Origin of the sequence: Entomohabitans teleogrylli, assembly GCF_001484765.1 — a bacterium.
Taxonomy (GTDB): Bacteria; Pseudomonadota; Gammaproteobacteria; order Enterobacterales; family Enterobacteriaceae; genus Entomohabitans; species Entomohabitans teleogrylli.
Genome location: NZ_LLXO01000024.1, coordinates 1 through 24,218 on the forward strand (window position 1 = coordinate 1; position 24,218 = coordinate 24,218).

Genomic DNA, 24,218 nt, shown 5'->3' on the forward strand with positions numbered 1-24,218 from the left:
CGCGTTGTGACCGGGTCAGTGGAGGCGCATTATAGGGCCTTATCCGAAGCTGACAAGCCCTGATTTGCAATTTTCAAATCAACCGACGCTTTTTTGCTCAGCAGCGCCATCCAGCGTCAGTTTTTCGAGCGTTTTAAACCCATAACGCTGCAAAACGGGCGATAGCTGAGCCGTCTGAGGGGTAAACGCTATACAAAAAGCGAGGTTATCTTCGCTGGATTTAGCATCCGGCGCTTCGTGCTCCAGCAGCCAGGCGGTACGACGCGCAATTGCCGCACCGGAATCCACCAGCCGGGTACCTTCCGGCAGTACACTCAGGAGCTCTTCCTGAAGCAGCGGGAAATGAGTACAGCCTAATACCACCGTATCTGGTGGCTCCGGCATACGCAGCCACGGGCGCAAAATTCGCCGTAGCTCATCCAGGCTCACCGCTTCGCCATGCAGCTTGGCTTCCGCCAGTTCCACCAGTTCCGAAGAGCCCAGCATCTCAATACGGCATTCGGTTGCGAAGCGATCAATTAATTCGCGGGTATAAGGGCGACGAACCGTACCTTTTGTCGCCAGTAACCCGACAATGCCGTTCGCCGTCAGCCGGGCGGCAGGTTTAATCGCCGGCACCACGCCAACGACAGGGAATTCAAATTTCTCACGCAGGGCGGGAAGTGAAACGGTGCTGGCCGTATTACAGGCGATCACCGCCAGCGCCAGCGGATAGCGCGCCTGTACCGCGGTGACGATAGCTACAACGCGTTCGACAATAAACGCTTCGCTTTTTTCGCCGTACGGAAACGCCACATTATCAAACGCATAGATATAGTGCAGATCCGGCAGCAAATGCCGGACCTCATCATAAACGGACAACCCACCAACCCCGGAATCAAATACCAGGACAGTGGGGCGAGCCTCAGAAGGTGTAGCTGCCAGACAAGGTGTATTCCCGTCCTGCAGTTTGGTAGCCATAAACGGTCTCGTAGTCTTTATCGAACAGGTTAGCTATTTTACCACGAACCGTCAGGTGAGAGGTGACCGGATATGACACGGCAACATCCCACAAACTGACTCCGCCCAATTTTACGCGCCAGGAGGCAAAGGTATTCGGATCGTAGGCGGTATCATAGCGTGTCCCCAGATACCGGTAGGCCAGATTCCAGTCAAGATCCCATACCTGCCAGTCCAGTTGATATTTCACCTGCTGCTTAGAGCGGCGGTTGAGTATCTGATTGGTTTTCGCATTGCGAGGATTGACATAATCATACGAGATCTGGTGGCTCAAAATGCCAGTATCAAACTGTGCCGTCGCCTCAATCCCTTCGATACGCGCCTTGCTGACATTGTAATAGCGGAAAGTGCGCGGATCGCTGTCAATAAGCTGGCTAATGTCATTACGGTAAGCGGAAACATGCCAGTTAACCGGCCCGCTTAACCCTTCCACGCCCCCTTCCCACTGTTTACTCTCCTCCGGTTTTAGGGAGGGATTACCATAAGTCGCGCTATGGATCTGGCTCATGGTTGGCGCTTTATAGGCGGTGCCATAAGATCCCACCAGACGATAACCATCAATAAATTCCCACCCGGCGCTGGTCTGCCAGGTGTTATGGCGGCCAAAGTTCGAATTATCATCGCTGCGCGCGGCGGCTTCGAGGGTGACGCGATTAAACTGCTGCATCGCAGAAAGGAATACGCCGGTATTGCGCTGCTCATAGCCTTCCGTCAGGTAACCGGTACCTGGCTGCGTGGTCTGCTTTTGCCAGTCTAACCCAGCGCCAATATTTCCATGCCCGACAGTGAAGGTATTCAGCCACTGAGTGGTGTACTGTTTAACATCATCCATCGTGGCGGAATCAGCATAACGTCCTTTACGCGGGTCGTAATTGATATCCTTACTACGGCCATAGCCCGCAACCAGATGCGACTGATAAAACCCCTGGCTGAAGCGTAATCCCGTATCCCAGTTCTGGCTGTAAACCTGGCGGGTATCCGGCCGACCAATCACATTAAAGCCCTGGTAACTATCGTAGCCGTCATAGCCAGTACGGTTATCATAGCCAAACCCACGGAAAAAGCCGCTCAGGTTATCAGTGATCTGCTGTTCCACAGCGCCATACAGCGATTTGCTCATAAAGCCATCGCGGTCGGGCTGACGGGGTACATCCTGAGCTGCGATATCGAAGCCTCTGGTATAGGTGTAATTACCCGCAAGCGTGACTTTGGTGCCACTGAACTGTTGCTGAACCGAGCCTTCATAATTTTGGTAACCATTGCTCCCGAAACCCGCGGTAATTTCCGCTCCGGGCTGACTGCGACCGGTAATGATGTTCACCACGCCGCCAATAGCGTCGGAGCCATACAGAGCGGATCGCGGACCGCGGATATATTCGATGCGTTGGACCAGTGACGTGGGGATCTGGCTCAGGTCCGGCGCATTGCTGATACCAGCATTATTGAGGGGAATACCGTCGATCAGCACCAGAACGTGTCGGGACTCTGTTCCACGGATAAACATTGATGTCGTAGCCCCAAGGCCGCCGCTTTGCGCAATATCGACGCCGGGTAATCGTGTCAGCACTTCCGCCACACTTTTCACCTGCCAACGCGCAATATCTTCACGGGTCACGACGGAAGTCGATGCCAGAACCGTATTTATCGGTTGCTGAACGCGATTTGCCGTTACTACCAGGGTTTCCTGGCCATCCTGGGCCCAGCCGGAAAACGCCGTTACGGACAACACCGTAAACAGCGGGAGTTTCTTGTTGATCATTATGTAAGCATCCGCTTAATCAAAGGATGCCGCAGGGCCACCCGATAGCACGCGATAGATGGACCAGATGCGACGTGTCTCCGGCAGGTCTTCGGGCTCGGGGGTTTTGAAACGGACAGTGACTTCCCGCTCTGAATAAGCAGTGTCTGCATAATGCGACCATCCACCTTCCCTTACCGCTGCGCGTCAGCTCCAGATTCACACTGGATTCCCTTTTCACTCACAGGAGGCCGGAAACGCCATGCTACCTTTGGTTACCAATAGAAGTCCAGACTGCTATGTGACGTTATTCACACGTTGAAGCTGGACATCATGGCGCTATTCCCTACAATCCCCGCGTAATGTGCCACCATCCAGGAACGAGTCATGACTCCCGAACATCTCCCGACTGAACAATACGAAGCGCAGCTGGCTGAAAAAGTGGTGCGTCTGCAAAGTATGATGACGCCTTTTAGCGCGCCAGTACCGGAGGTGTTTCGTTCCCCGGTCAGCCACTACCGAATGCGCGCTGAATTTCGAATCTGGCATGACGGCGACGATCTGTACCATATTATTTTCGATCAGCAGACCAAAAGCCGTATCCGGGTAGACAGCTTCCCGGCCGCCAGCGATCTGATCAATGCCCTGATGCCGGCTATTCTCAACGGCGTTCGCGGCAACCGCGCGCTGCGCCAAAAGCTCTTTCAAATTGACTACCTGACCACCATGAGTAATCAGGCAGTGGTATCGCTGCTCTACCACCGCAAACTGGACGATGAGTGGCGCGAACAGGCGGCGACCCTGCGGGATGCGCTGCGCGATCGGGGCTTCAATATTCACCTGATTGGCCGGGCAACCAAAACCAAAATAGAACTCGATCGGGACTATATCGACGAGCGCCTGCCGGTCGCGGGAAAAGAGATGATCTATCGCCAGGTGGAGAACAGCTTTACCCAGCCCAATGCGGCAATGAACATCCGGATGCTCGAGTGGGCGCAGGATGTCACCCAAGAGTCAACCGGCGATCTGCTGGAACTGTACTGCGGAAACGGCAACTTCTCCCTGGCGCTGGCCGGCAATTTTAACCGGGTACTGGCTACCGAAATCGCCAAACCGTCCGTGGCGGCGGCCCAGTATAATATCGCCGCTAACCATATTGATAACGTGCAAATCATTCGCATGTCGGCCGAAGAGTTTACCCAGGCGATGAACGGCGTACGGGAATTTCACCGTCTCAGGGGGATTGATCTGAAAGGCTACCAGTGCGAAACGATTTTTGTCGATCCGCCGCGCAGTGGACTGGATGACGATACGCTGCGGATGGTTCAGACGTACCCGCGCATTCTGTACATTTCCTGCAATCCGCAGACCCTGTGCGAAAATCTGCAAACCCTGGCGCAGACACATCGGGTGGAGCGCCTGGCGTTGTTCGACCAGTTCCCCTATACCCACCATATGGAGTGCGGCGTACTGCTGACCCGCCGCTAACAACGCATCAGGGCGCCGATAGCGCCCTGACAGTTTATTCCGCCGCTTCGACCCCGGCTGCCTTTCGGGCGCGGAGCTTAACGCCAATCCAGAGCACCAGAATGACCGACAGCACGGACGGCAGGAAATTCGAGCCGATTTCCGGATATTCGGCCCGCACCACGGCGCTGTACAGCACGACGCCCAGCACAAAGCAGGCAGCGGCAATCGCCGGTAACCCCAGCGGCATGGTACGGTTCTGGTAACGCTGATGCAGGCAATACACCGCCAGCACCAGCGCGATAATAGGGAAGACAGAAAAAGAGACCATGGAACTGAATAGCGCAGAAAAAGAGGCATTCACCGACAACCCGGCAACAAATGCCAGTAGCAGGGTACCTCGCTCCTGAATCGTTTGTTTCATCATTAGTTATCCTTCACTTCTCGGGTATATGTGACATCGCCATTTTTTCCTGCTCACGGCGATACCAGTAATAAGCTCCTTTGGAGATCATCCGGAGCTGTAAAACTAACCGCTCTTCTAACAGGCGGCGTTGTTCCGCATCAACATCCAGTGCTTCCGCGCCGGCGCTGAAAACAATTGTGACCATGGCCTCGGCCTGCGCTTCAGTGAAGCTGCGCGGCATACTATTTTCCAGTTCCAGATAGTCGGCCAGTTCGGCGATAAAGTGCTGAATTTCACGGGCCACCGCGGCGCGGAACGCCGCAGAAGTCCCGGAGCGCTCCCGCAACAACAGCCGAAACGCATTGGGATTATTGCCGATGAACTCCATGAACGTGGACACCGAGGTGCGAATCACACTGCCTCCGCGGGCAATACGCTGGCGGGCCTGGCGCATCAACTGGCGCAGCATCAGTCCGCTTTCGTCCACCATGGTCAGCCCCAACTCGTCGACGTCACGGAAGTGGCGATAAAAAGAGGTTGGAGCGATACCCGCTTCCCGGGCCACTTCGCGTAAACTCAGGCTGGCAAAACTCCGTTCAGCACTCAACTGGCTGAACGCGGCCTCCACTAATGAACGCCGGGTTCTCTCTTTTTGTTGCGCTCTAACACCCATCATTTTGCCTGAATCCTTCCAACAGTAACCGGCACTATATCAGAAAATAAAGTTATCCGGTTCAGACTGGATTGTGAATGATTGTTTACAGAAGAAACCTCGCATCGTACTGCAAAACGCACAGAGAGAATTGGGTTATTTCAGCAAAGAATGTTACTATCCTGTTGCTTTTATGTATAAGAACAGGTCAGCCTTACCATGCCACATTCCTACGATTATGACGCTATAGTGATTGGTTCTGGTCCCGGAGGCGAAGGTGCCGCCATGGGGCTGGTAAAACAGGGAGCCCGGGTAGCCGTGATTGAGCGCTACCATAATGTCGGCGGCGGATGTACCCACTGGGGTACCATCCCTTCCAAAGCGCTCCGCCACGCCGTCAGCCGTATTATCGAGTTCAATCAGAACCCGCTCTATAGCGACCACACCCGACTTCTCCGCTCCTCTTTCGCCGACATTCTTAACCACGCCGAAAATGTCATTAACCAGCAGACCAACATGCGCCAGGGTTTCTATGAGCGTAACCACTGCGAAATTCTGCAGGGCGACGCCCATTTCCTGGACGAACATACGCTGGCGCTGGAATGCCATGATGGTACGGTAGAAACCGTCACGGCGGAGAAATTCGTTATCGCCTGCGGTTCACGCCCTTATCACCCGACGGATGTCGATTTTACTCATCCGCGCATTTATGACAGTGACTCCATTCTCAGCCTGCATCATGAGCCCCGCCACGTCATCATTTATGGCGCAGGGGTCATCGGCTGCGAATACGCCTCTATTTTCCGCGGTATGGACGTCAAGGTTGATCTGATCAACACCCGCGACAGGCTACTGGCGTTCCTCGATCAGGAGATGTCAGACTCCCTTTCCTACCACTTCTGGAACAGCGGCGTGGTCATTCGCCACAACGAAGAGTATGAAAAGATTGAAGGGGTTGAGAATGGCGTTATCGTCCATCTGAAATCCGGTAAGAAGGTGAAAGCCGACTGCCTGCTGTACGCTAATGGCCGTACCGGCAACACCGACTCGCTGGCGCTGGAGAACATCGGCCTGGAGGCCGACGGACGCGGGCAGCTCAAGGTCAACAGCATGTACCAGACTGCCTTGCCGCACGTTTACGCCGTGGGGGATGTGATCGGTTACCCGAGCCTGGCGTCCGCCGCCTACGATCAGGGACGTATTGCCGCCCAGGCGATGATCAAAGGTGAAGCCAGCGCCCACCTGATCGAAGATATTCCGACCGGTATTTATACCATTCCGGAAATCAGTTCAGTGGGCAAAACCGAGCAGCAACTTACTGCCATGAAAGTGCCTTATGAGGTCGGCCGCGCGCAGTTTAAACACCTGGCCAGGGCGCAAATCGTCGGGATGAATGTGGGGACGCTGAAGATACTCTTTCACCGGGATACGAAAGAGATTCTGGGGATCCACTGCTTTGGCGAGCGGGCCGCGGAGATTATTCACATCGGCCAGGCAATCATGGAACAGAAAGGTGGTGGCAACACTATTGAGTACTTCGTCAACACCACCTTCAACTACCCGACGATGGCGGAAGCCTATCGGGTAGCGGCGCTTAACGGGTTAAATCGCCTTTTTTAACGGGGCATCAAAGTGGCCGTCCATTTCACTACGGATGGCCTCAGCCAGTTGCTCGTAGCGGCTGCGCAGCGGTGAACCGGGACGATACACCAGGCCAACGGTACGCCGCGGCTCCGGCTTATAGCACGGCAGATAGACAACGCCATCACGCTTACGCTCCTGAGGCACCGCCAGCGCGGGCAACAGCGTGATGCCGCTGCCGGCGGCGACCATGTTGCGCAGGGTTTCCAGACTGGTGGCCCGGAAGTGGGTGTCTTCATCAGCGCCGGCTTCGAAACAGAACCCCATCGCCTGATCGCGCAGACAGTGACCATCTTCCAGCATCAGCAGCTTTTCCCCCGCCAGATCGGACATCGGGACCCGGTCCCGATCGGCCCACGGGTGATCTTCATAGATTGCCAGCATCATCGGTTCATCAAACAGCGGCACCTCAATAAAAGCTTCGCTCTCTTTGACCAGCGCCAGAATGGCGCAGTCCAGCTTACCGCTGTCGAGCTGGGCCAGCAGTTGATGGGTCTGCGCTTCATGGAGATACATTTCCAGCTTCGGGAATGTCTGGTGCAGCATGGGAATAATATGGGGTAACAGATAGGGTCCCACGGTTGGGATCAGGCCGATATGCAGCGGCCCCGACATGGCTTCGCCCTGCTGGCTTGCCATCTCTTTGAGTACTTTTACTTCACGCAGCACCGTGCGCGCCTGATCTACCAGCAGCAGACCCGCCTGAGTGAAAAGCACTTTACGACTGGTTCTTTCCAGCAGCATCACGCCCAGTTCATCTTCCAGTTTGCGAATCTGGCCGCTGAGTGTTGGCTGACTGACATGACAGGCATCCGCAGCACGACGGAAGTGACGATGTTCAGCAAGCGCCACCAGGTATTCAAGATCACGAATATTCATTATTCATCCTCCGGCGCCATGATAGTTCATGGCGATAGATAGAATAGCAACCAACGATTATCCCTATCAAGTCCGGATATGCATAATAGCACTCAACGGCGGAGGGATTTCCCAATAACCCCTGGAAACCTTCGCTAAGAGAATCTCTCTAAACCTGACTGAATTACTAAAGCCAACGTGAACTTTTAGCGGACATTATGTCCGCTCTTTTTTTATCTACGGTAAACGCTCTGGCGGCGCTTTATGACGTTATACCAGACGCTGCTTTGCATCGGCAATCGCCCGGGCAACCTGATCCGGCGCCACGCCGCCTTTTGCCGCACGTTTTTCAAGGCAGGATTCCAGTGACAGTACCGGGTAAACATCCTCACCGATCGCGTTACTGAATTTTTGCAGACTACTCAGCGCCAGCGCTTCCAGCGCTTTACCCTGACGAATCGCCTCAACGACGGCTTCCCCAACGATGTGGTGCGCTTCGCGGAAAGGTACGCCTTTCGCCACCAGATAATCCGCCAGCTCAGTGGCATTCGCATACCCCTGTTGAGCCGCTTCCTGGCAGCGCGGACGCTTCACCTGAATACCATCCAGCACCAGGGCCGCCATATGCAGGCAGTCCAGCCAGGTATCCAGCGCATCGAACAACCCTTCTTTATCTTCCTGCATATCCTTGTTGTAGGCCAGCGGCAGACCTTTCAGGGTCATCATCATGCCGGTTAATGCCCCCTGAACACGGCCGCATTTACCGCGAATCAGCTCCAGCGCATCGGGATTTTTCTTCTGCGGCATCAGCGAAGAACCGGATGTAACCCGGTCAGACAGCTCCACAAAGCCCGCCTCTCCGGAGTTGAAGAAGATTAGATCTTCCGCAAAGCGCGACAAGTGCACCATGCCGATAGACGCGTCCGACAGCAATTCCAGCACATGGTCGCGATCCGAAACGCTGTCCAGACTGTTGCGGGTGGCACAAGCGAATCCCAGCCAACCGGCGAGTTGCTCGCGGTCAATTTCATAGGCGGTACCCGCCAGCGCCCCGCTGCCCAGCGGACTGACATCCAGACGCTGTAGCGTATCCTGCAGACGGCTTTCATCCCGGGCCAGCATCTCAACATAGGCCAGGCACCAGTGGGCGAAAGTCACCGGCTGGGCGCGCTGTAGATGAGTATAGCCGGGCATCACCGCATCCTGATTATTCTCTGCGGTCTCCACCAGCGCCTGCTGTAGCTGACGGGTCGCACTCAGCAACTCGCTAATCTGCGCTTTACACCACAATTTCAGATCGGTAGCGACCTGGTCATTGCGGCTGCGCCCGGTGTGCAGTTTTTTCCCCAACTGGCCGACTTTGTCAATCAGTTTGCCTTCCACCCAGCTATGGATATCTTCCGCATCGCTTTCAAGAATCGCCTGCGGGTTAGTCCGTACTTCTTCGAGCAGTATATTCAGCGCCTGCTCCAGTTGCTGCTGCTCTTGCGCACTGAGCACCCCAACGGTAACCAACGCTTTGGACCAGGCGACAGAACCGACAATGTCCTGCTCAGCCAGCCGATAGTCGAAGCGTAATGAATCGTTGAACTGTTTAAAACGCTGATCCGCCGCCTGAGTAAAACGCCCACCCCAAAGTGCCATAGTCATGCTCCATAAAAATCAATGTAGTGATAAAAAAGCCCCCCGCTTCGCGCCGTGTCATTGCATACGAAGTGGGGGGATAACACAAGTCAGTATTATCAGTCCTTTCAGGAACGCTCCGGCTCCTGAGCCAGAATCCGGGTGCCGATAGCCACACCGTTAAACAGCGAAGGTAACTGTTCCGCATGGCGCCACGAAGCGATATCCACCGGACGTCCCAGGGTGCGGGCGGCATCCAGCGCCGCATTCACTTTGACCACCATGCCGTCGGTGATAATGCCCTGGGCGATCAATTGTTCCGCCTTCGCCGCCGTCATTTCCGCAATACGCTGGCCTTTACCATCGAGAATACCGCTCACATCGGAAAGCAAAATCAAGTCCGCCCCCAGCGTCGCCGCCAGCGCGGTCGCCGCCTGATCGGCGTTCACATTCATTAACTGCCCCTCATCGGTCACCCCGATGGAGCTCACCACCGGCAAGAAACCGCCTTCCAGCAGCATCGTTATCAACTTCGCCGATCCCGGTTTCGCCAGCCCGACGTGACCAAGCTCTTCATCCAGTTGCGTCACCTTCACGCTGTCGCCATCGCCGAGGAACAGACCAACCGCATCAATATGGTGTTTTTTCGCCCAGGCAAGCAACGTTTTATTTGCCGTCCCCGCCAGCGCGCCGGTAATGATGTCAATCTGATCGGCGGGGGTAACGCGCAGGCCGTTTTTCTTCTGCACCGGCAGGGCAAGCTTTTTCATCAACTCATCCACTAAGCAGCCGCCGCCATGCACAATCACCAGCGGACGCTGGTGAGACTGGCGATAATCAACCAGCGCGCCAAACAGACGCTCCAGCGCCTCTTCGCTATCGAGCAATACGCCGCCTAATTTAATAATTAACGGGTTCATCATCTCACCTGATTGTTAAATAAGGGACTGGGTTTCAGCAAAGCCGAAACGAATATTCATACACTGGATAGCCTGGGCGGCAGCGCCTTTCAGCAGGTTATCCTCAGTGGCGACCACGATCAGGTGTTCATCCTGAACCGCAAAGCCGATATCGCAGAATGGCAGACCGACGACGTTTTTCAGCGCCGGAACCCCTTTGTCATACAGGCGTACCAGCGGCTTATCGGCGTATGCCTGCTGATAAACATCCGCCACCTGCTCCCGGGTAACGCCCGGCTTCAGGCGGCAGGTAATGGTTTCGAGGATACCGCGCGGGAAATTACCGAGGTGCGGGGTAAAAATCACCTGTGCCCCAAGATGGCTGGCGATTTCCGGCTGATGGCGGTGCGTAAACACGCCATACGGCTGCAGGCTCACCTCGCAAAAACTGTTGGACAGCGCCGCCTTACGCCCGGCGCCGCTTACGCCGCTGGTAGCGTTGATCACCGGCCACTGGCTCAGATCCAGCAGACCGCCGTCGATTAGCGGCTTCAGAGAAAGCTGCGCCGCCGTCGGGTAACAGCCGGGCACCGCGACCAGTTGCGCCTCTTTCAACGCGCCGCTTTGCCACTCCGCCAGGCCATATACCGCCTGCTCAAGCAGATCGGCGTGCTGATGAGTAAACCCATAATAACGCTGATAAAACTCCGGATTATTCACCCGGTACGCGCCGGACAAATCAAATACGACGCAACCTGCCGCCAGGCACTGCGGCGCCAGATCGTGACTCACTTCGTGGGCTGTCGCCAGAAACACCACATCCACACCCCGGGCGAATTCGCTGATATCAGACATCGGCTGTAGCGGCAGATCGACAATGCCTTTCAACTGTGGATGGAGATCGGAAATCAATTTTCCTGCATCTGCACTTTGCGCGGAGACCGTTAAAGCGGTTATGTTCATATGAGGATGGCGATTCACATAGGCCGCAAGCTCTGCGCCGGTATAGCCGCTGGCACCCACAATCAGCGTGTTCAACATCGGGGCTGTCTACCTCTTAGTGTCATAAATTTGCCCAGGGCGGGCGTGCTGCCTCACCCATGTAAGCCGGCGAGGTGATAAATCCCGGAATTCAACGATTCCCTTTCGCTCAGCGTTATTGTATTTTTATTCACAATAATTGCATGAATATTGATACTATCCAACCTAAGGCATGTCAACAGTGAAGATGAAATTACCGCCTTTTATCGAGATTTATCGCGCGTTAATTGCAACCCCGTCCATCAGCGCCACCGACAGCGCGCTGGACCAGAGTAATGCGTCGTTAATCAATTTACTGGCTGGCTGGTTCCGCGACCTCGGTTTTAACGTCGAAGTACAGCCGGTACCAGGCACCAACAACAAATTTAATATGCTGGCCAGCACCGGCCAGGGCGATGGCGGTCTGCTGCTGGCGGGTCATACCGATACCGTACCTTTCGACGACGGGCGCTGGACCCGGGATCCTTTTACCCTGACGGAGCATGACAACAAGCTGTATGGTCTGGGCACCGCCGACATGAAGGGCTTTTTCGCCTTTATCCTTGATGCCCTGCGCGATGTTGACGTCAGTACTCTGAAAAAGCCGCTGTATATCCTCGCCACGGCGGATGAGGAGACCAGTATGGCGGGTGCGCGCTATTTCGCACAAACCGCACATATTCGCCCGGACTGCGCCATCATTGGCGAACCCACTTCCCTGCAGCCGGTGCGGGCCCACAAAGGACATATGTCGAACGCGATTCGCGTAATGGGGCAGTCCGGCCATTCCAGCGATCCTGAGCGCGGCGTTAATGCCATTGAAGTGATCCATGAAGCCATCGGCCATATCCTGGCGCTACGCGACGATCTCAAGACCCGCTACCATCATGATGCTTTCACCGTGCCGTATCCCACTCTTAACCTCGGGCATATCCACGGCGGCGACGCGGTCAACCGTATTTGCGCCTGCTGCGAACTGCACATGGATATTCGGCCGCTGCCGGGGATGACATTAGACGATCTTAACGGTTTGCTCAGCGATGCGCTGGCGCCGGTCAGCGAGCGCTGGCCAGGGAGACTGACCGTATCCGAGCTTAATCCGGCTATTCCGGGCTATGAGTGCCCCATCGATCACCACCTGGTGGCAGTGGTGGAAAAACTGCTCGGCACCCGAACCGAGGTGGTGAACTACTGTACCGAAGCGCCTTTTATCCAGACGCTGTGCCCGACGCTGGTACTGGGACCGGGCTCCATCAATCAGGCCCACCAGCCGGATGAATATCTCGAGACCCGGTTTATTAAACCCACTCGCGAGCTGATCACCCAGGTGGTTCGCCATTTCTGTTGGCATTAACAACACGTTTTCAGGGAGAGGCAACCTCTCCCCTTCTCCCTCGCAGTGTGCATTTCTATAAGAAATTCTTATCAGGCAGGCTGGCAATTAAATTTAGTAAATTCCCGCCGTTTACTCGTTTGCTGAAGCGATTTCGCAACATTTGACGAATGGGATCTAACGTGGCTTTATAAAAGACGGTGTTGAGCCCGCATGGGCGAAATTAAGTAAAAAATGAGATTGGGTGTCTGGGGTCATATGAACGAACAATATTCCGCTTTGCGAAGTAATGTCAGTATGCTCGGCAAGTTGCTCGGGGATACCATCAGGGATACGCTGGGAGAAAACATCCTTGACCGCGTAGAAACTATCCGTAAGTTGTCGAAATCCTCACGTGCTGGCAATGAAGCGAATCGTCAGGAGTTGCTCACCACATTACAAAATCTGTCCAACGATGAGCTGCTACCTGTAGCCCGTGCGTTCAGCCAGTTTCTGAATCTGGCCAACACCGCTGAACAGTACCATACCATTTCCTCCCACGGCGAAGCCGCCAGCAACCCGGAAGTCATCGCCCGTACGCTGAGAAGATTAAAAGACCAGCCGAATATCACGGAGGCCGACATCCAGCGCGCGCTGGAATCACTGTCGCTGGAGTTGGTGCTGACGGCCCACCCCACGGAAATTACCCGCCGCACCCTGATCCACAAAATGGTCGAGGTCAATAACTGCCTGAAGCAGTTAGACCACAAAGACATCGCTGACTATGAGCGCCACCAGATCATGCGCCGTCTGCGTCAGTTAATCGCCCAATCCTGGCATACGGACGAGATCCGTAAGCACCGCCCCTCCCCGGTGGATGAAGCCAAATGGGGCTTCGCCGTGGTGGAGAATAGCCTGTGGGAAGGGGTACCCAGCTACCTGCGTGAGCTCAACGAACAACTGGAAGAGCAGCTCGGCTATAAGCTGCCGGTCGACTTTGTCCCGGTGCGTTTTACCTCGTGGATGGGCGGCGATCGCGACGGCAACCCGAATGTAACGGCGGACGTCACACGCCATGTGCTGCTACTGAGCCGCTGGAAAGCCACGGACCTGTTCCTGAAAGATATTCAATTGCTGGTATCCGAACTTTCCATGGTGGAATGTACCGAAGAATTCCGTAACCGGGTGGGCGAAGAAGGGGAGTCGGAACCCTATCGCTACCTGCTCAAACAGATACGCACTCAGTTGATGACCACCCAGGCCTGGCTGGAAGCGCGCCTGAAGGGCCAGAAACTGCCGAAGCCGGAAGGGCTACTGACGCATAACGCCCAGTTGTGGGAGCCGCTTCACGCCTGTTACCAGTCGCTGGTGGCCTGCGGTATGGGCATTATCGCCAATGGCGAACTGCTTGATACCCTGCGGCGGGTAAAATGTTTCGGCGTACCGCTGGTGCGCATTGATATTCGCCAGGAAAGTACCCGCCATACCGAAGCGCTGGGCGAAATGACCCGCTATCTGGGTATCGGCGATTACGAAAGTTGGTCAGAAGCGGACAAACAGGCGTTCCTGATCCGCGAACTGAACTCAAAACGCCCGCTGCTGCCGCGCCACTGGGAGCCGAGCGAAGAGACCCGCGAAGTGCTGGATACCTGCCAGGCCATCGCTGAAGCGCCGCAGGGGTCCATCGCCGCCTATGTGATTTCAATGGCTAAAACACCGTCCGACGTGCTGGCGGTGCATTTGTTGCTGAAAGAGGCCGGTGTCGGCTTTGCTCTGCCGGTAGCTCCGCTGTTCGAAACGCTGGATGACCTGAACAACGCCAACGACGTGATGACCCAGTTGCTGAGCATCGACTGGTACCGCGGCTTTATCCAGGGTAAGCAGATGGTGATGATCGGCTATTCCGACTCCGCCAAAGACGCCGGCGTTATGGCCGCCTCCTGGGCGCAGTATCAGGCACAGGATGCGCTGATCAAAACCTGCGAAAAGGCCGGCATTGCGCTGACATTGTTCCACGGCCGCGGCGGTTCCATCGGTCGCGGCGGCGCGCCGGCACACGCGGCGCTGCTCTCCCAGCCGCCGGGTAGCCTGAAAGGCGGCCTGCGCGTAACGGAGCAGGGGGAGATGATCCGCTTTAAATATGGCCTGCCGGAAGTCACCGTCAGCAGCCTGTCGCTGTATACCGGGGCGATTCTGGAAGCCAACCTGCTGCCGCCGCCTGAGCCGAAAGCCGAATGGCGCCATATCATGGATGAGCTCTCCGCGCTGTCCTGCGAGATGTACCGCGGTTATGTGCGGGAAAATAAAGATTTCGTCCCCTACTTCCGCTCTGCGACACCGGAGCTGGAATTGGGCAAACTGCCGCTGGGTTCGCGTCCGGCGAAACGACGCCCGAATGGCGGCGTCGAGTCACTGCGCGCCATTCCGTGGATCTTCGCCTGGACCCAGAACCGCCTGATGCTGCCTGCCTGGCTTGGCGCCGGCGCCGCACTGCAAAAAGTGGTGGATGACGGCAAACAGGACAAGCTGGAGACCATGTGTCGCGACTGGCCGTTCTTTTCCACACGCCTGGGGATGCTGGAGATGGTATTCGCCAAAACCGACCTGTGGCTGGCGGAATACTACGATCAGCGCCTGGTCGATAAAGCGCTGTGGGGCCTGGGTCTGGAGCTGCGCAAACAGCTGGAAGCGGACATTAAACTGGTGCTGGATATCTCCAATGATGCCCACCTGATGGCCGATCTGCCGTGGATCGCCGAATCCATCATGCTGCGCAACATCTACACCGATCCGCTCAACGTTCTGCAGGCCGAACTGCTGCACCGCTCCCGCCAACTGGAGGATGCCGGTAAAGAACCGGATCCGCAGGTTGAACAGGCGCTGATGGTGACTATCGCCGGCGTGGCGGCGGGTATGCGTAATACTGGTTAATTTTATCAGTGCTTCCCGCTGATAGCGGGAAGCACTCTTCCTCCACAATACATGCTGTCACCATCAAACTGTTTTCGGATCCTCAAATAAGACAAAAATATTCATCAGATTTTTTCCGATTATTTCCAAAATAAATTCCCTCCATTTATTTCTCCTCCATAAAAAATCTCATTAATATGCCGCCAGCCGGAAAATAAGAATAAGCACAATAGATAATTCTTTTTACTCCTTCGAGAATTCCGTTTTGAAATAAATAAAAACAAGGAAAAGTTGCAATGAATAAAAAGCTGCTATTATTGCTGTCTGTTCTGTGTCTGGCGGCCTGTTCCTCCGGTGGAGGCGGCGGAGACGATGATACGCCGCAATCCCCAGCGCCTTCCGAAAACAGCCAGGAAAATAACCAGGAAGAGAGCAATCCGCCGTCGCCGGAAACACCTGTCGAAGCGCCGGCCAGTAAAGCGACGCTGGGCTCTGTTTCAGGATATACCTATATTTCTCCGGACGGTAAGGAATACACCTTGCGCGGCGGCGGTATCTCCGCTGGCGGAACCACCACCATGGCCTCAGGCGCCACTAAAACCAGCTGGTGCTGTGGACGAATGAGCTACACCAACTACGGTACCTGGTCCAACAGCGATACCAACCAGCATGGGGTGTTCTATACCGGTGAAGCAACGGCGGCCAGCAGCGTCCCGACTCAGGGAACGGCCACGTATACCGGTACCGGTATGCGTAATGGCGCATCCAGCGTCGCTTCTTTCAATGTTGATTTCGCGGCCAGAACGATCAACGGCAATATTGATGCCGCAGAAAATTTCGGCAGCGCTATCGCGATGCAGGGCTCACTGAATGGCGGTGGTTTCAGCGGCAGTGCGGAAACTGACGGTCAGACGGGCACCTTTACCGGTCATTTCTACGGCCCGCAGGCCCAGGAACTCGGTGGCATGGCGGAGTTCGCAGATAACGCCAAAAGCGCCTCTTTCGGCGCAGCAGCGAACTAACCCTACCAGGGCGGCCTCCCGGAGGTCGCCCCTCTCCCTCTCTGAATCGTAGCCTGATACATGCCCCTGATACGTAGTCTTCCGCTGTCCTTATCCCTGGCGCTGTATGCCTCCGGAATCCTGGCCCAGCCCCCGGAATCATCGCTGATACCGGCCTCTCCGGAGCTGGAATCGCTGACACCATCCGATCGCCGCGCCACAACGCCATCTTCACCGCCGCGGATCACCCAGGCAATGCTCAGACACGATCCGGCGCTCTCGGCAGCCATTCTTGACCAGGCGGTTAACGATGGGCAGTGGCAGGTCGTCAAAGAAGTGTTGCCCATCTACGAACGCACGTCTGGCGCGGATAGCACGCTGGTGCTTTTTGCCCGCGGGGGGCTGGCGCGCAGTGAAAACAATCTCTCTCAGGCCATTGCCAATTACCGCAGGATCCTTGCCACGACGCCACACTTCACCCGCGTCCGACTGGAACTGGCGAGAGCCTTATTTGACGATCGTCAGTATCAGAGCGCCGCCTGGCATTTCAGCAAGACGCGCAGCGAAAATCCCCCCGCCGGGGTATTAGAGAATATCGACCACTATCTGGCCCTTATTAATCAGCGTACTGGCTGTAACGGTAATTTCGCCATCAGTTACCTGAAAGATAACAATATTAATAATGCCTCGGACGGTAAATATATCCGTATCGGGAATCGTACCCTGATTCGCGACAAAGCATCTTATCCACAAAAAGGCGAAGGCGTTTTCGTCTCCGCAACGTTATTAAGAGATGTTCAGTTGTATGGCAGACACAGCCTGCGCTTCAAAGCCGCCGCTGAGGGCAAAATCTGGTGGGATAACCACGATTATAATGACATTACTTCGCGAATTTATTCGGGCTGGCTGTGGCAGAATAACCAACAGCAAATAACATTGTTACCGTTTTATGAAAAACGCTGGTACGGCTCCAGCGCCTACACTTCAGGAGCTGGCGTACGCGCTGAATATAAATATTTACCGACGCCTGACTGGCAAACCAGCAACACCCTCGAATACCAGAAACTGGATTATGACAACGCCAGCTACGATTATCTGCGCGGCCACTCGACCCTGTTTTCCAGCACCTTGTCCCACGCATTCAGTGCGCGCTTTTCCGCATTTACCGGCGTCGATATCGGCCAGCAGGATACCCGCTCGGCGGGTGAAACTTACTGGCGCTATGGGATGAGAACAGGTTTTGAGTCTCAGTTGCCCTGGAAAATATCACTGGCCACAATGGTCGGTATCTCAAAAAAGCAGTATCAGGGGGAAAATGATATTTTTCGCAAGAAAAGGGCGGATGATGAAGCGGTCTATATCCTGTCGCTGTGGCATCGTGATCTGCATGTTATGGGGGTAATGCCAAAACTCAATTACATCTATAAGCGCGTCACCAGTAATATCGATTATTATCAGTACAGTGAAAACAGCGTTTATTTAACCTTCGATCGCCAATTCTGAAGCCTCGCTCTGTCTCACCCTCTCCGGACGAGTCAGCCATCGCCACATTTTTCCCGGCGCAGGGTGAAGTGTGTATACTCGTCACACCCGGAGTAGCGCGATACACTCCGCGGTGATGGGAAATGCGCAGTTTCATCCAGGGACTGCGCAATGATCATATCTCCGGGCGTGCGTTTTCCTGGTAAGGAGTCACTATGAAAAATGACATCCATTCTGTCATTTCCGGGCTTATCGAGGGCTCAACGGCGCTGAAAAGGATTTTCTTTACCCCCTCCTCCGGTCCGGCGCCGGAACTGGCCTATCAGGTCGATTTCCCGCGTCTGGAAATCTTGCTGGAGGGTGAGCTGGAAGATCACTTGAAGCCCGATGCGCCTGTACGCCTGCGCCGCGGAGATACCCTCTTTGTGCCCGCCCGCGGCTGGAACCATCCCCACTGGGATACCCCGGCCACCACGCTGAGTATCCTGTTCGGTAAACAGCAGTTAGGTTTTAGCCTGCTGCACTGGGACGGCGAGCGTTTCCATAACCTGAGTAAGCAGCATGTCGCCCGGCGCGGCCCGCGCACCGGCTCTTTCCTGCTCCAGGCATTAAGCGAATTAAGCATGCAGCCACAGGAGCAACAAACCGCGCGCTTTATCGTCGCCAGCCTGCTGAGCCACTGCGCCGACCTGCTGGGCAGCCAGATTCAGACCGCTTCGCGCAGCCAGGCCTTATTTGAAGCCGTACGAGCATATATTGACGAAAATTATATGCAGCCCCTCACCCGGGAGTCCGTAGCCCAGGCGTTTTACATCTCCCCTAACTACCTGTCCCATCTGTTTCAGAAGGCCGGAGCGATGGGCTTTAATGAATATCTGAATCACACCCGCCTGGAGCAGGCTAAGGCGTTACTCAAAGGCTATGACATGAAAGTGAAAGAGGTAGCGCACGCCTGCGGGTTTGTCGACAGTAACTACTTCTGCCGGCTGTTTCGTAAAAATACCGAACGTTCGCCATCCGAATACCGTCGCCAGTACCACAGCCAGCTCACCGAAAAAGAACTTAGCTGAGGACAATATGGGTATGCTGCGGGGTCGACATCACCTTACGCACAGCGCTGATGGCCTTTTGCGGATCGCGCAGAAAAGCGTAAATGCCCGTCTGGACGCAGCGGGATGCCAGGAAACGCTCCGGGTTATCCAGTTCAATATCGGTAATCAGTAACACCGCATCCGCCCGGGCCACGTCTTCGGCGCTAATGGCGTTTTCAGTCCCCAGCGCGCCCTGGGTTTCAATCTTTACTTCCCAGCCCTCTTGCTGACACAACTTTTCCAGACGCTCCGCTGCCATATAAGTATGCGCCACACCGCTTACACAGGCGGTCACCGCCACCAGAAAACGTGTCATGATTGGCTCCTTCATCCGGCGCGCTAGCCGCCGATCGTTACCCGGTATCCGGCCGATTCAGCCATCAATCGCAGCGGAGAAATATCAGCTTCCTCCGGCGCGCTGACGCCCTTCATCGCCCACTCGCAGCCCAATAGTTCATATTTGGGCTCTCCGTACTGATGAAACGGTAGCAGATGAAGCTCCTTCAGCGCCAGTGGCGCCAGCACATCCAGCGCACGACGCAGATTTTCCTGCGACAGGGTATAACCGGGAATCAGCGGCAAACGAGGGATTACGCGAATCCCCTCATCAACCAGCAGCCGCAGGTTAGCCAGTACCCGCGGTAAATTCAGGTTTAGCACCGTCCTGGCCTGTTGCTCATCCATGATCTTCAGATCAAACAACACTTCATCGCACTGGCGGGCCAGCGGCAACAGTCGCGAGGCCGGCGCATCGCCCGCGGTTTCAATAGCGGTATCAATCCCCCACTGTTTCAGGCGCCCGAGGAAACGCGTGGCGAACGGCGCCTGCATCAATACCTCGCCGCCGGAAAGCGTAACGCCGCCGCCGGAAGAGCGGAAAAACACCTCATCCTTGAGCACCTCTTTTTCCAGCGCTTCGAGGGTGATATCGCGCCCGATACGTTCCATCGCCCCGGATGGGCACTCATCAGCATTTTTCAGACAGGGCGCACAGTGAAGGCACTTTGTTTTGCGCCTGACCGTTTCAATCGCGCCGGAGATCGATTCCGGATTAGCGCACCACGGGCAGCGGTGGGGGCAGCCTTTAAAAAACACCACGGTACGAATTCCCTGCCCGTCGTTCAGGGAATAGCGCTGAATATTGAAAATGCGCGCCATATCGGCGCGCTCGTCAATCACCTCACAGCTGATGCGCGGTGCGGCGGATGATGTCATCCTGAATCTCCTTCGAAAGCTCAACAAAGAAGGCGCTGTAACCCGCTACGCGCACCACCAGCCCGGCGTAATCCTGCGGACGTTGTTGAGCCTCACGCAGGGTTTCCGCATTGACCACGTTAAACTGGATGTGTTGCAGCTTCAGTTTGCTAAAAGCGTGCAGGAAATCCGCCAGCTTATTCAGCCCGCCGGGCCCTTCAAGGGTCGATGGGGTAAATTTTACGTTCAGTAGCGTACCGTTAGACAGCAGGTAGTTATCCAGCTTACTGACCGATTTGAGCACAGCGGTCGGCCCCTGACCATCCTGGCCCAGCATCGGCGACAGACCGCCGTCTGCCAGCTGTTCCCCGGCGAAGCGGCCGTCCGGCGTGGCACCGACCACCGCCCCTAGCGGTACGTGGGCCGATACGGTATACGATCCCGGCGTAAACTGACCGCCGCGCGGATTACGGTATTTTTCCACCTCTTTGCAGTAAAAGCGCAGCAGTTCGGCGCTGATATTGTCCACATCGTCGATATCGTTACCGTACTTTTCAAAACGGTTGATCAGCCGGGCGCGAATTTTCTCCCCTTCCGGCGTAGCGAAGTTGGCCTTCAGCACCGCCAGCAGCTCATCAAAACTCAGGCGCTGCTGATCGAACACCATCCCCTTCAGGGCATACAGTGAGTCGCTCAGGTTGGCGATGCCGATCCCCTGAACGCCGGAGAAGTTATAGCGCGCGCCGCCTTCGGTAATATCTTTACCGTGGTGCAGACAATCGCTAATAAACGAAGACAGCAGCGGCACCGGAGCCCAGTCGCGGTGTCCGATATCGCAGATATTGCTGCCTTCCACCATCAGGCGGATGTAGTGGCAGATTTTTTCGCGGATCTGTTCCAGCAGCCCGACATAGGTAATGTCGGCATTACCTTCGTTTTCCAGCATCACGATTTCCATTACCTTCAGCAGGTTGAACATCGCGATATCGTGCAGGCCGTAGGTTTTCCCGGGAATAGACAGCTCCACGCAGCCCACGACCGAATAGTCCCGGGCGTCTTCCAGAGACACGCCGCGGTTGAGGAACGCCGGCACCACCACTTCATCGTTAAAGATTTGCGGAATACCGGTGCCCAGACGAATAGTTTCCGCGGTTTTCAGCAGGAACGGACGGTCGATCAGCTCGTTAATCCGCACACCAAGGTTCGGCTGCGGCAGTTGTACGCTCTGGTAAGCGTCCAGACACAGGAAGGAGAGCACGTTCACCGCGCTGCGGCCATTCTCCATCAGTCCGCCGAGCAGCGCCGTATAACCGGTCGGGAAACCGGCAAAGTAGCGCGCGCTGCTGGTGGAGCGCAGCAGCACGATATCGTTGCATTTCACCCACAGGGATTCGAGCAACTCGCGCAGAAACGCCGGACGTTGCCCGCGGCTCAGCGACACCTGGTAAAACGGCAACATGTACTGGTCAAAACGCCCCAGCGACAGGGAGCTGGCGTTAGACTCATATTGCAGGATCACATTCATATACCAGAACAGCTGGCACGCCTGCCAGAAATCTTCCGGGCGCTGCTCAGCGTTATGGCGCGCAATCTCCGCCATGGTCTGCAACTCCCCGCGGCGCACAGGATCTTCACAGGCCGCGGCCTGGGCGTCGGCCAGCGCCGCATAGCGCAGAATATGACGTTGGGAGGCCTCCAGTACGATCAGTATCGCCTGGTAGAAATGGTTGTCGGGAGCGGTGCGAATGTGGTTTTTCATTTCCTCAATCAGCGCCGCCAGGCCATTGTTCAACAAGCGGGGATAATCGATGATGATATGCCCCTGCCCTTTATCGGTCTGATTAACGCTGAAAATCTGGGTACTGACCGCCGCTTTAACATCGTCGGTCATCTGACCGTTGATAAAATCCTTCATTGAGCGCTTTTCCCAGTACGGATACAGCGTCTGGCGGTAGATCTGTTTGTCTTCTTCACTGATCTCAAAGCGATCCTGAGGCCGGGTCGGGAACTGATCCAGCTCTTTAAGCAGCCAGTAGGGATCCATTTCCGGCGACATGATCCCGGCTCGCGGTTTCACGGTTCGGTTACCGGCGATCAGCTCATCGTCGCGAATCGTTATCTCAACCTTATCCAGAATATACGCTGTGGCCTTCGCCCGGCGCAGAATCACCGGTTCCCCTTCGGTTAGTTGATGACTTTCCGTGTACAGCAGCGCGCGTTCCAGGGAAATTTCCCGGGGCCGGGCAAACAGCGCATTCTTCAGACGTTGGATACGATTCGACATAGCAGGCTCCTTATTGTGAAATAACGGGCGCTCTGCGGCGCCCGGTGAAATCAGGCGTGTTGCGCCAGGTGAGCGTCAATCTTGTTCATGATCGCTTCGGCGCGCTTTACCGCATCGCTGATATTGACGCGCACGATGGTTTTCCCGGCGAAACGCTCTTCAAACTTAATGCCGATATCTTTGGTCAGTATCACCATGTCGGCGCTGGCGACATCTTCTGCCGTCAGCTCATTTTCCAGTCCAATAGAACCCTGAGTTTCTACTTTTACATCCCAGCCTTTCGCTTTCGCGGCGCTTTCCAGCGCTTCAGCCGCCATATAGGTATGAGCGACCCCGGACGGGCAGGCAGTTACAGCAACGATTTTAGTCATGACGGCGTCCTCTATGTAATCAGTTAATTTCAAAATCTAAATCAAGATCGTCTTCGTCTTTCACAGGCTTCTGCGCCTGTTTATTACGGGCCAGTGTTTTCAGTACGTTGACGCAAATCGCCGTGACTACAGCGCCGACGGCCAGCGCGATGATATACCCCAGTTTGCCCTCAACCACGGGCAGAACAATTAATCCGCCCCAGCCGGCATAGCACTGGGCGCCCAGCACTGCGGCGGTTACCGCGCCACATACCGAACCCAGCATGATGGAAGGGATCACCCGTAGCGGGTCGGCGGCGGCAAAAGGAATCGCGCCTTCGGTTACCCCCACGCAACCCATCACCAGCGCCGCTTTACCCGCTTCACGTTCTTCTGAGTTAAAGTTTTTACGGTTGATAAGCGTCGCCAGCCCCAGACCCAGCGGCGGTACCGCAATCCCTACTGCGGCGATGGCGACCACGGAGTAGACCCCCTGCGCCACGCAAATCAACATAAAGGCGTACGCCACTTTGTTAACCGGACCGCCCATGTCAAAGGCCAGCATCAGCCCCATCACGACGGCCAGCACAATGATGCTGCCCTGCTGCATACCCTGCAGCCACTGGGTAAGATTCTGTGTCAGCGCGCCAACCGGTTCCCCGAGTCCCCACATCATGATCCCGGCGGTAATAAACGTACCGATTATCGGGATCACAAAGATAGGCATCACCGAGCGCAACACCTTCGGCACCGGGATCTTCTTCAAGTAGTAGACGATGATGCCGCCAATCAGGCCGGCGATAATGGCGCCAAAAAACCCGGCGCCGAAGCTGTTGCCTACCCAGGCGCCGATAGCACAGGGGGCCAGCGCGGCACGCTCGGCAATCGAATAGCCGATATAGGCGGCGAGGAAGGGCACCATCAGCGTCAGACCTGCGACGCCGATATCAAACAGTTTCTTTAGATTGGGATCGCTGGCGGCATCCGGCACCGCGCCTTTGCCGTAAAGCATGACGGAAACCGCCAACAGAATTCCCCCGGAGACCACAAAGGGGATCATATGCGATACCCCGGTCATTAAATGCTGGCGTGTGTTTCTGAGTATTTGCACCAACTCTTTCATACCGTTTCTCCTGAGCGTGGGCCGCTCATGTCCGTAAAGTTGTTGTGGGGAAACAATAGGGAATCGCCGGGTGGGGAGACAGTGGAAAAAAACGCCATTTACTGGATTTTTGTAATACCAGAAGAAAAATGAGATCCGTTTCAAATCTTCGCCCCACTCCTGAAAAAC

Annotated in this window: 20 protein-coding genes and 1 riboswitch; of the genes, 7 read left to right on the forward strand and 13 right to left on the reverse strand. The window is 55.5% G+C overall.

All coding sequences use genetic code 11. The annotated features are described in order from the left end of the window. Positions 1 to 78 precede the first annotated feature (78 nt). Both murI and btuB read right to left on the reverse strand, forming a co-directional pair. Complete coding sequence (murI, locus tag AQ981_RS20595; RefSeq protein ID WP_058913639.1) at positions 79 to 960, reverse strand: glutamate racemase; 882 nt, start codon at positions 958 to 960, stop codon at positions 79 to 81. Further along, the gene (gene btuB, locus AQ981_RS20600) at positions 905 to 2,755 is read right to left on the reverse strand and encodes a TonB-dependent vitamin B12 receptor BtuB (RefSeq protein WP_058913720.1); all 1,851 of its coding nucleotides are present in this window, start codon (positions 2,753 to 2,755) and stop codon (positions 905 to 907) included. Before btuB ends, murI begins: the two co-directional genes overlap by 56 nt. 68 nt (positions 2,756 to 2,823) lie before the next feature. Further along, positions 2,824 to 3,008: riboswitch (cobalamin riboswitch) on the reverse strand. Positions 3,009 to 3,124: 116 nt separating this feature from the next. Between btuB and trmA the strand changes: the two genes are divergently transcribed. Beyond that, entirely contained in the window at positions 3,125 to 4,225 is a 1,101-nt protein-coding gene (trmA, locus tag AQ981_RS20605) for a tRNA (uridine(54)-C5)-methyltransferase TrmA (RefSeq protein ID WP_058913640.1), read from the forward strand. Positions 4,226 to 4,259: 34 nt separating this feature from the next. On the opposite strand, the gene AQ981_RS20610 is transcribed toward trmA, so the two are convergent. Then, positions 4,260 to 4,628, reverse strand: coding sequence for a YijD family membrane protein (locus tag AQ981_RS20610; RefSeq protein WP_058913721.1), 369 nt, complete (start codon positions 4,626 to 4,628; stop codon positions 4,260 to 4,262). Between the two features lie 13 nt (positions 4,629 to 4,641). After that, a complete protein-coding gene (gene fabR / locus AQ981_RS20615) occupies positions 4,642 to 5,283 on the reverse strand; it encodes an HTH-type transcriptional repressor FabR (RefSeq protein WP_058913641.1) in 642 nt (213 codons plus the stop codon). Positions 5,284 to 5,481: 198 nt separating this feature from the next. On the opposite strand from fabR, the gene sthA reads away from it, so the two are divergent. Continuing rightward, on the forward strand, positions 5,482 to 6,882 hold the full coding sequence (gene sthA / locus AQ981_RS20620; RefSeq protein ID WP_058913642.1) for a Si-specific NAD(P)(+) transhydrogenase: 1,401 nt from the start codon (positions 5,482 to 5,484) through the stop codon (positions 6,880 to 6,882). Here the strand turns inward: sthA and oxyR are convergent. From oxyR to argC, 4 genes are all read right to left on the reverse strand, one after another. Further along, positions 6,865 to 7,782, reverse strand: coding sequence for a DNA-binding transcriptional regulator OxyR (oxyR, locus tag AQ981_RS20625; protein ID WP_058913643.1), 918 nt, complete (start codon positions 7,780 to 7,782; stop codon positions 6,865 to 6,867). The two genes, sthA and oxyR, sit on opposite strands and share 18 nt — an antisense overlap. 249 nt (positions 7,783 to 8,031) lie before the next feature. Then, positions 8,032 to 9,405 carry an argininosuccinate lyase gene (gene argH, locus AQ981_RS20630; RefSeq protein ID WP_058913644.1) on the reverse strand — a complete coding sequence of 458 codons (1,374 nt, stop codon included), beginning with the start codon at positions 9,403 to 9,405 and terminating at the stop codon, positions 8,032 to 8,034. 107 nt (positions 9,406 to 9,512) lie between these two features. Continuing rightward, positions 9,513 to 10,307, reverse strand: coding sequence for an acetylglutamate kinase (argB, locus tag AQ981_RS27390; RefSeq protein ID WP_121500702.1), 795 nt, complete (start codon positions 10,305 to 10,307; stop codon positions 9,513 to 9,515). A 12-nt stretch (positions 10,308 to 10,319) separates the two neighbouring features. Beyond that, the gene (gene argC / locus AQ981_RS27395; RefSeq protein WP_058913646.1) at positions 10,320 to 11,324 is read right to left on the reverse strand and encodes an N-acetyl-gamma-glutamyl-phosphate reductase; all 1,005 of its coding nucleotides are present in this window, start codon (positions 11,322 to 11,324) and stop codon (positions 10,320 to 10,322) included. Between the two features lie 181 nt (positions 11,325 to 11,505). On the opposite strand from argC, the gene argE reads away from it, so the two are divergent. The 5 genes from argE (at position 11,506) to AQ981_RS20665 (ending at position 19,078) form a co-directional block, all read left to right on the forward strand. Next, positions 11,506 to 12,657, forward strand: coding sequence for an acetylornithine deacetylase (gene argE, locus AQ981_RS20645; protein WP_058913647.1), 1,152 nt, complete (start codon positions 11,506 to 11,508; stop codon positions 12,655 to 12,657). Positions 12,658 to 12,894: 237 nt separating this feature from the next. Further along, positions 12,895 to 15,546, forward strand: a complete 2,652-nt coding sequence (gene ppc, locus AQ981_RS20650; RefSeq protein ID WP_058913648.1) for a phosphoenolpyruvate carboxylase — start codon at positions 12,895 to 12,897, stop codon at positions 15,544 to 15,546. Between the two features lie 275 nt (positions 15,547 to 15,821). Next, positions 15,822 to 16,547, forward strand: a complete 726-nt coding sequence (locus tag AQ981_RS20655; RefSeq protein WP_058913649.1) for a Slam-dependent surface lipoprotein — start codon at positions 15,822 to 15,824, stop codon at positions 16,545 to 16,547. A gap of 60 nt (positions 16,548 to 16,607) precedes the next feature. Continuing rightward, positions 16,608 to 18,029, forward strand: a complete 1,422-nt coding sequence (locus AQ981_RS20660; RefSeq protein WP_058913650.1) for a porin family protein — start codon at positions 16,608 to 16,610, stop codon at positions 18,027 to 18,029. Between the two features lie 194 nt (positions 18,030 to 18,223). Then, a complete protein-coding gene (locus tag AQ981_RS20665) occupies positions 18,224 to 19,078 on the forward strand; it encodes a helix-turn-helix transcriptional regulator (protein ID WP_058913651.1) in 855 nt (284 codons plus the stop codon). Here AQ981_RS20665 and AQ981_RS20670 read toward each other — a convergent pair. The 5 genes from AQ981_RS20670 to AQ981_RS20690 are packed head-to-tail and all read right to left on the reverse strand — an operon-like array spanning position 19,071 to position 24,050. Continuing rightward, entirely contained in the window at positions 19,071 to 19,415 is a 345-nt protein-coding gene (locus AQ981_RS20670; protein ID WP_121500703.1) for a PTS fructose-like transporter subunit IIB, read from the reverse strand. The genes AQ981_RS20665 and AQ981_RS20670 overlap by 8 nt on opposite strands. A gap of 23 nt (positions 19,416 to 19,438) precedes the next feature. Then, entirely contained in the window at positions 19,439 to 20,314 is an 876-nt protein-coding gene (locus tag AQ981_RS20675) for a [formate-C-acetyltransferase]-activating enzyme (protein ID WP_058913653.1), read from the reverse strand. Then, positions 20,280 to 22,577 carry a formate C-acetyltransferase gene (locus AQ981_RS20680; RefSeq protein ID WP_058913654.1) on the reverse strand — a complete coding sequence of 766 codons (2,298 nt, stop codon included), beginning with the start codon at positions 22,575 to 22,577 and terminating at the stop codon, positions 20,280 to 20,282. The genes AQ981_RS20675 and AQ981_RS20680 overlap by 35 nt, the downstream gene beginning before the upstream one ends. Positions 22,578 to 22,627: 50 nt before the next feature. Then, positions 22,628 to 22,948 (reverse strand): PTS fructose-like transporter subunit IIB, encoded by a 321-nt coding sequence (locus AQ981_RS20685; protein WP_058913655.1) that lies wholly within the window; start codon positions 22,946 to 22,948, stop codon positions 22,628 to 22,630. Positions 22,949 to 22,967: 19 nt separating this feature from the next. Beyond that, positions 22,968 to 24,050 (reverse strand): PTS fructose transporter subunit EIIC, encoded by a 1,083-nt coding sequence (locus AQ981_RS20690; RefSeq protein WP_058913656.1) that lies wholly within the window; start codon positions 24,048 to 24,050, stop codon positions 22,968 to 22,970. Positions 24,051 to 24,218 lie beyond the last annotated feature (168 nt).

Bases quoted from the DNA above. Each gene is read 5' to 3' on its own strand.
- murI (WP_058913639.1), bottom strand. From the start codon at position 960: ATGGCTACCAAACTGCAGGACGGGAATACACCTTGTCTGGCAGCTACA.
- trmA (WP_058913640.1), top strand. From the start codon at position 3,125: ATGACTCCCGAACATCTCCCGACTGAACAATACGAAGCGCAGCTGGCT.
- AQ981_RS20610 (WP_058913721.1), bottom strand. From the start codon at position 4,628: ATGAAACAAACGATTCAGGAGCGAGGTACCCTGCTACTGGCATTTGTT.
- fabR (WP_058913641.1), bottom strand. From the start codon at position 5,283: ATGGGTGTTAGAGCGCAACAAAAAGAGAGAACCCGGCGTTCATTAGTG.
- sthA (WP_058913642.1), top strand. From the start codon at position 5,482: ATGCCACATTCCTACGATTATGACGCTATAGTGATTGGTTCTGGTCCC.
- oxyR (WP_058913643.1), bottom strand. From the start codon at position 7,782: ATGAATATTCGTGATCTTGAATACCTGGTGGCGCTTGCTGAACATCGT.
- argH (WP_058913644.1), bottom strand. From the start codon at position 9,405: ATGGCACTTTGGGGTGGGCGTTTTACTCAGGCGGCGGATCAGCGTTTT.
- argB (WP_121500702.1), bottom strand. From the start codon at position 10,307: ATGATGAACCCGTTAATTATTAAATTAGGCGGCGTATTGCTCGATAGC.
- argC (WP_058913646.1), bottom strand. From the start codon at position 11,324: ATGTTGAACACGCTGATTGTGGGTGCCAGCGGCTATACCGGCGCAGAG.
- ppc (WP_058913648.1), top strand. From the start codon at position 12,895: ATGAACGAACAATATTCCGCTTTGCGAAGTAATGTCAGTATGCTCGGC.
- AQ981_RS20655 (WP_058913649.1), top strand. From the start codon at position 15,822: ATGAATAAAAAGCTGCTATTATTGCTGTCTGTTCTGTGTCTGGCGGCC.
- AQ981_RS20660 (WP_058913650.1), top strand. From the start codon at position 16,608: ATGCCCCTGATACGTAGTCTTCCGCTGTCCTTATCCCTGGCGCTGTAT.
- AQ981_RS20665 (WP_058913651.1), top strand. From the start codon at position 18,224: ATGAAAAATGACATCCATTCTGTCATTTCCGGGCTTATCGAGGGCTCA.
- AQ981_RS20670 (WP_121500703.1), bottom strand. From the start codon at position 19,415: ATGACACGTTTTCTGGTGGCGGTGACCGCCTGTGTAAGCGGTGTGGCG.
- AQ981_RS20675 (WP_058913653.1), bottom strand. From the start codon at position 20,314: ATGACATCATCCGCCGCACCGCGCATCAGCTGTGAGGTGATTGACGAG.
- AQ981_RS20680 (WP_058913654.1), bottom strand. From the start codon at position 22,577: ATGTCGAATCGTATCCAACGTCTGAAGAATGCGCTGTTTGCCCGGCCC.
- AQ981_RS20685 (WP_058913655.1), bottom strand. From the start codon at position 22,948: ATGACTAAAATCGTTGCTGTAACTGCCTGCCCGTCCGGGGTCGCTCAT.
- AQ981_RS20690 (WP_058913656.1), bottom strand. From the start codon at position 24,050: ATGAAAGAGTTGGTGCAAATACTCAGAAACACACGCCAGCATTTAATG.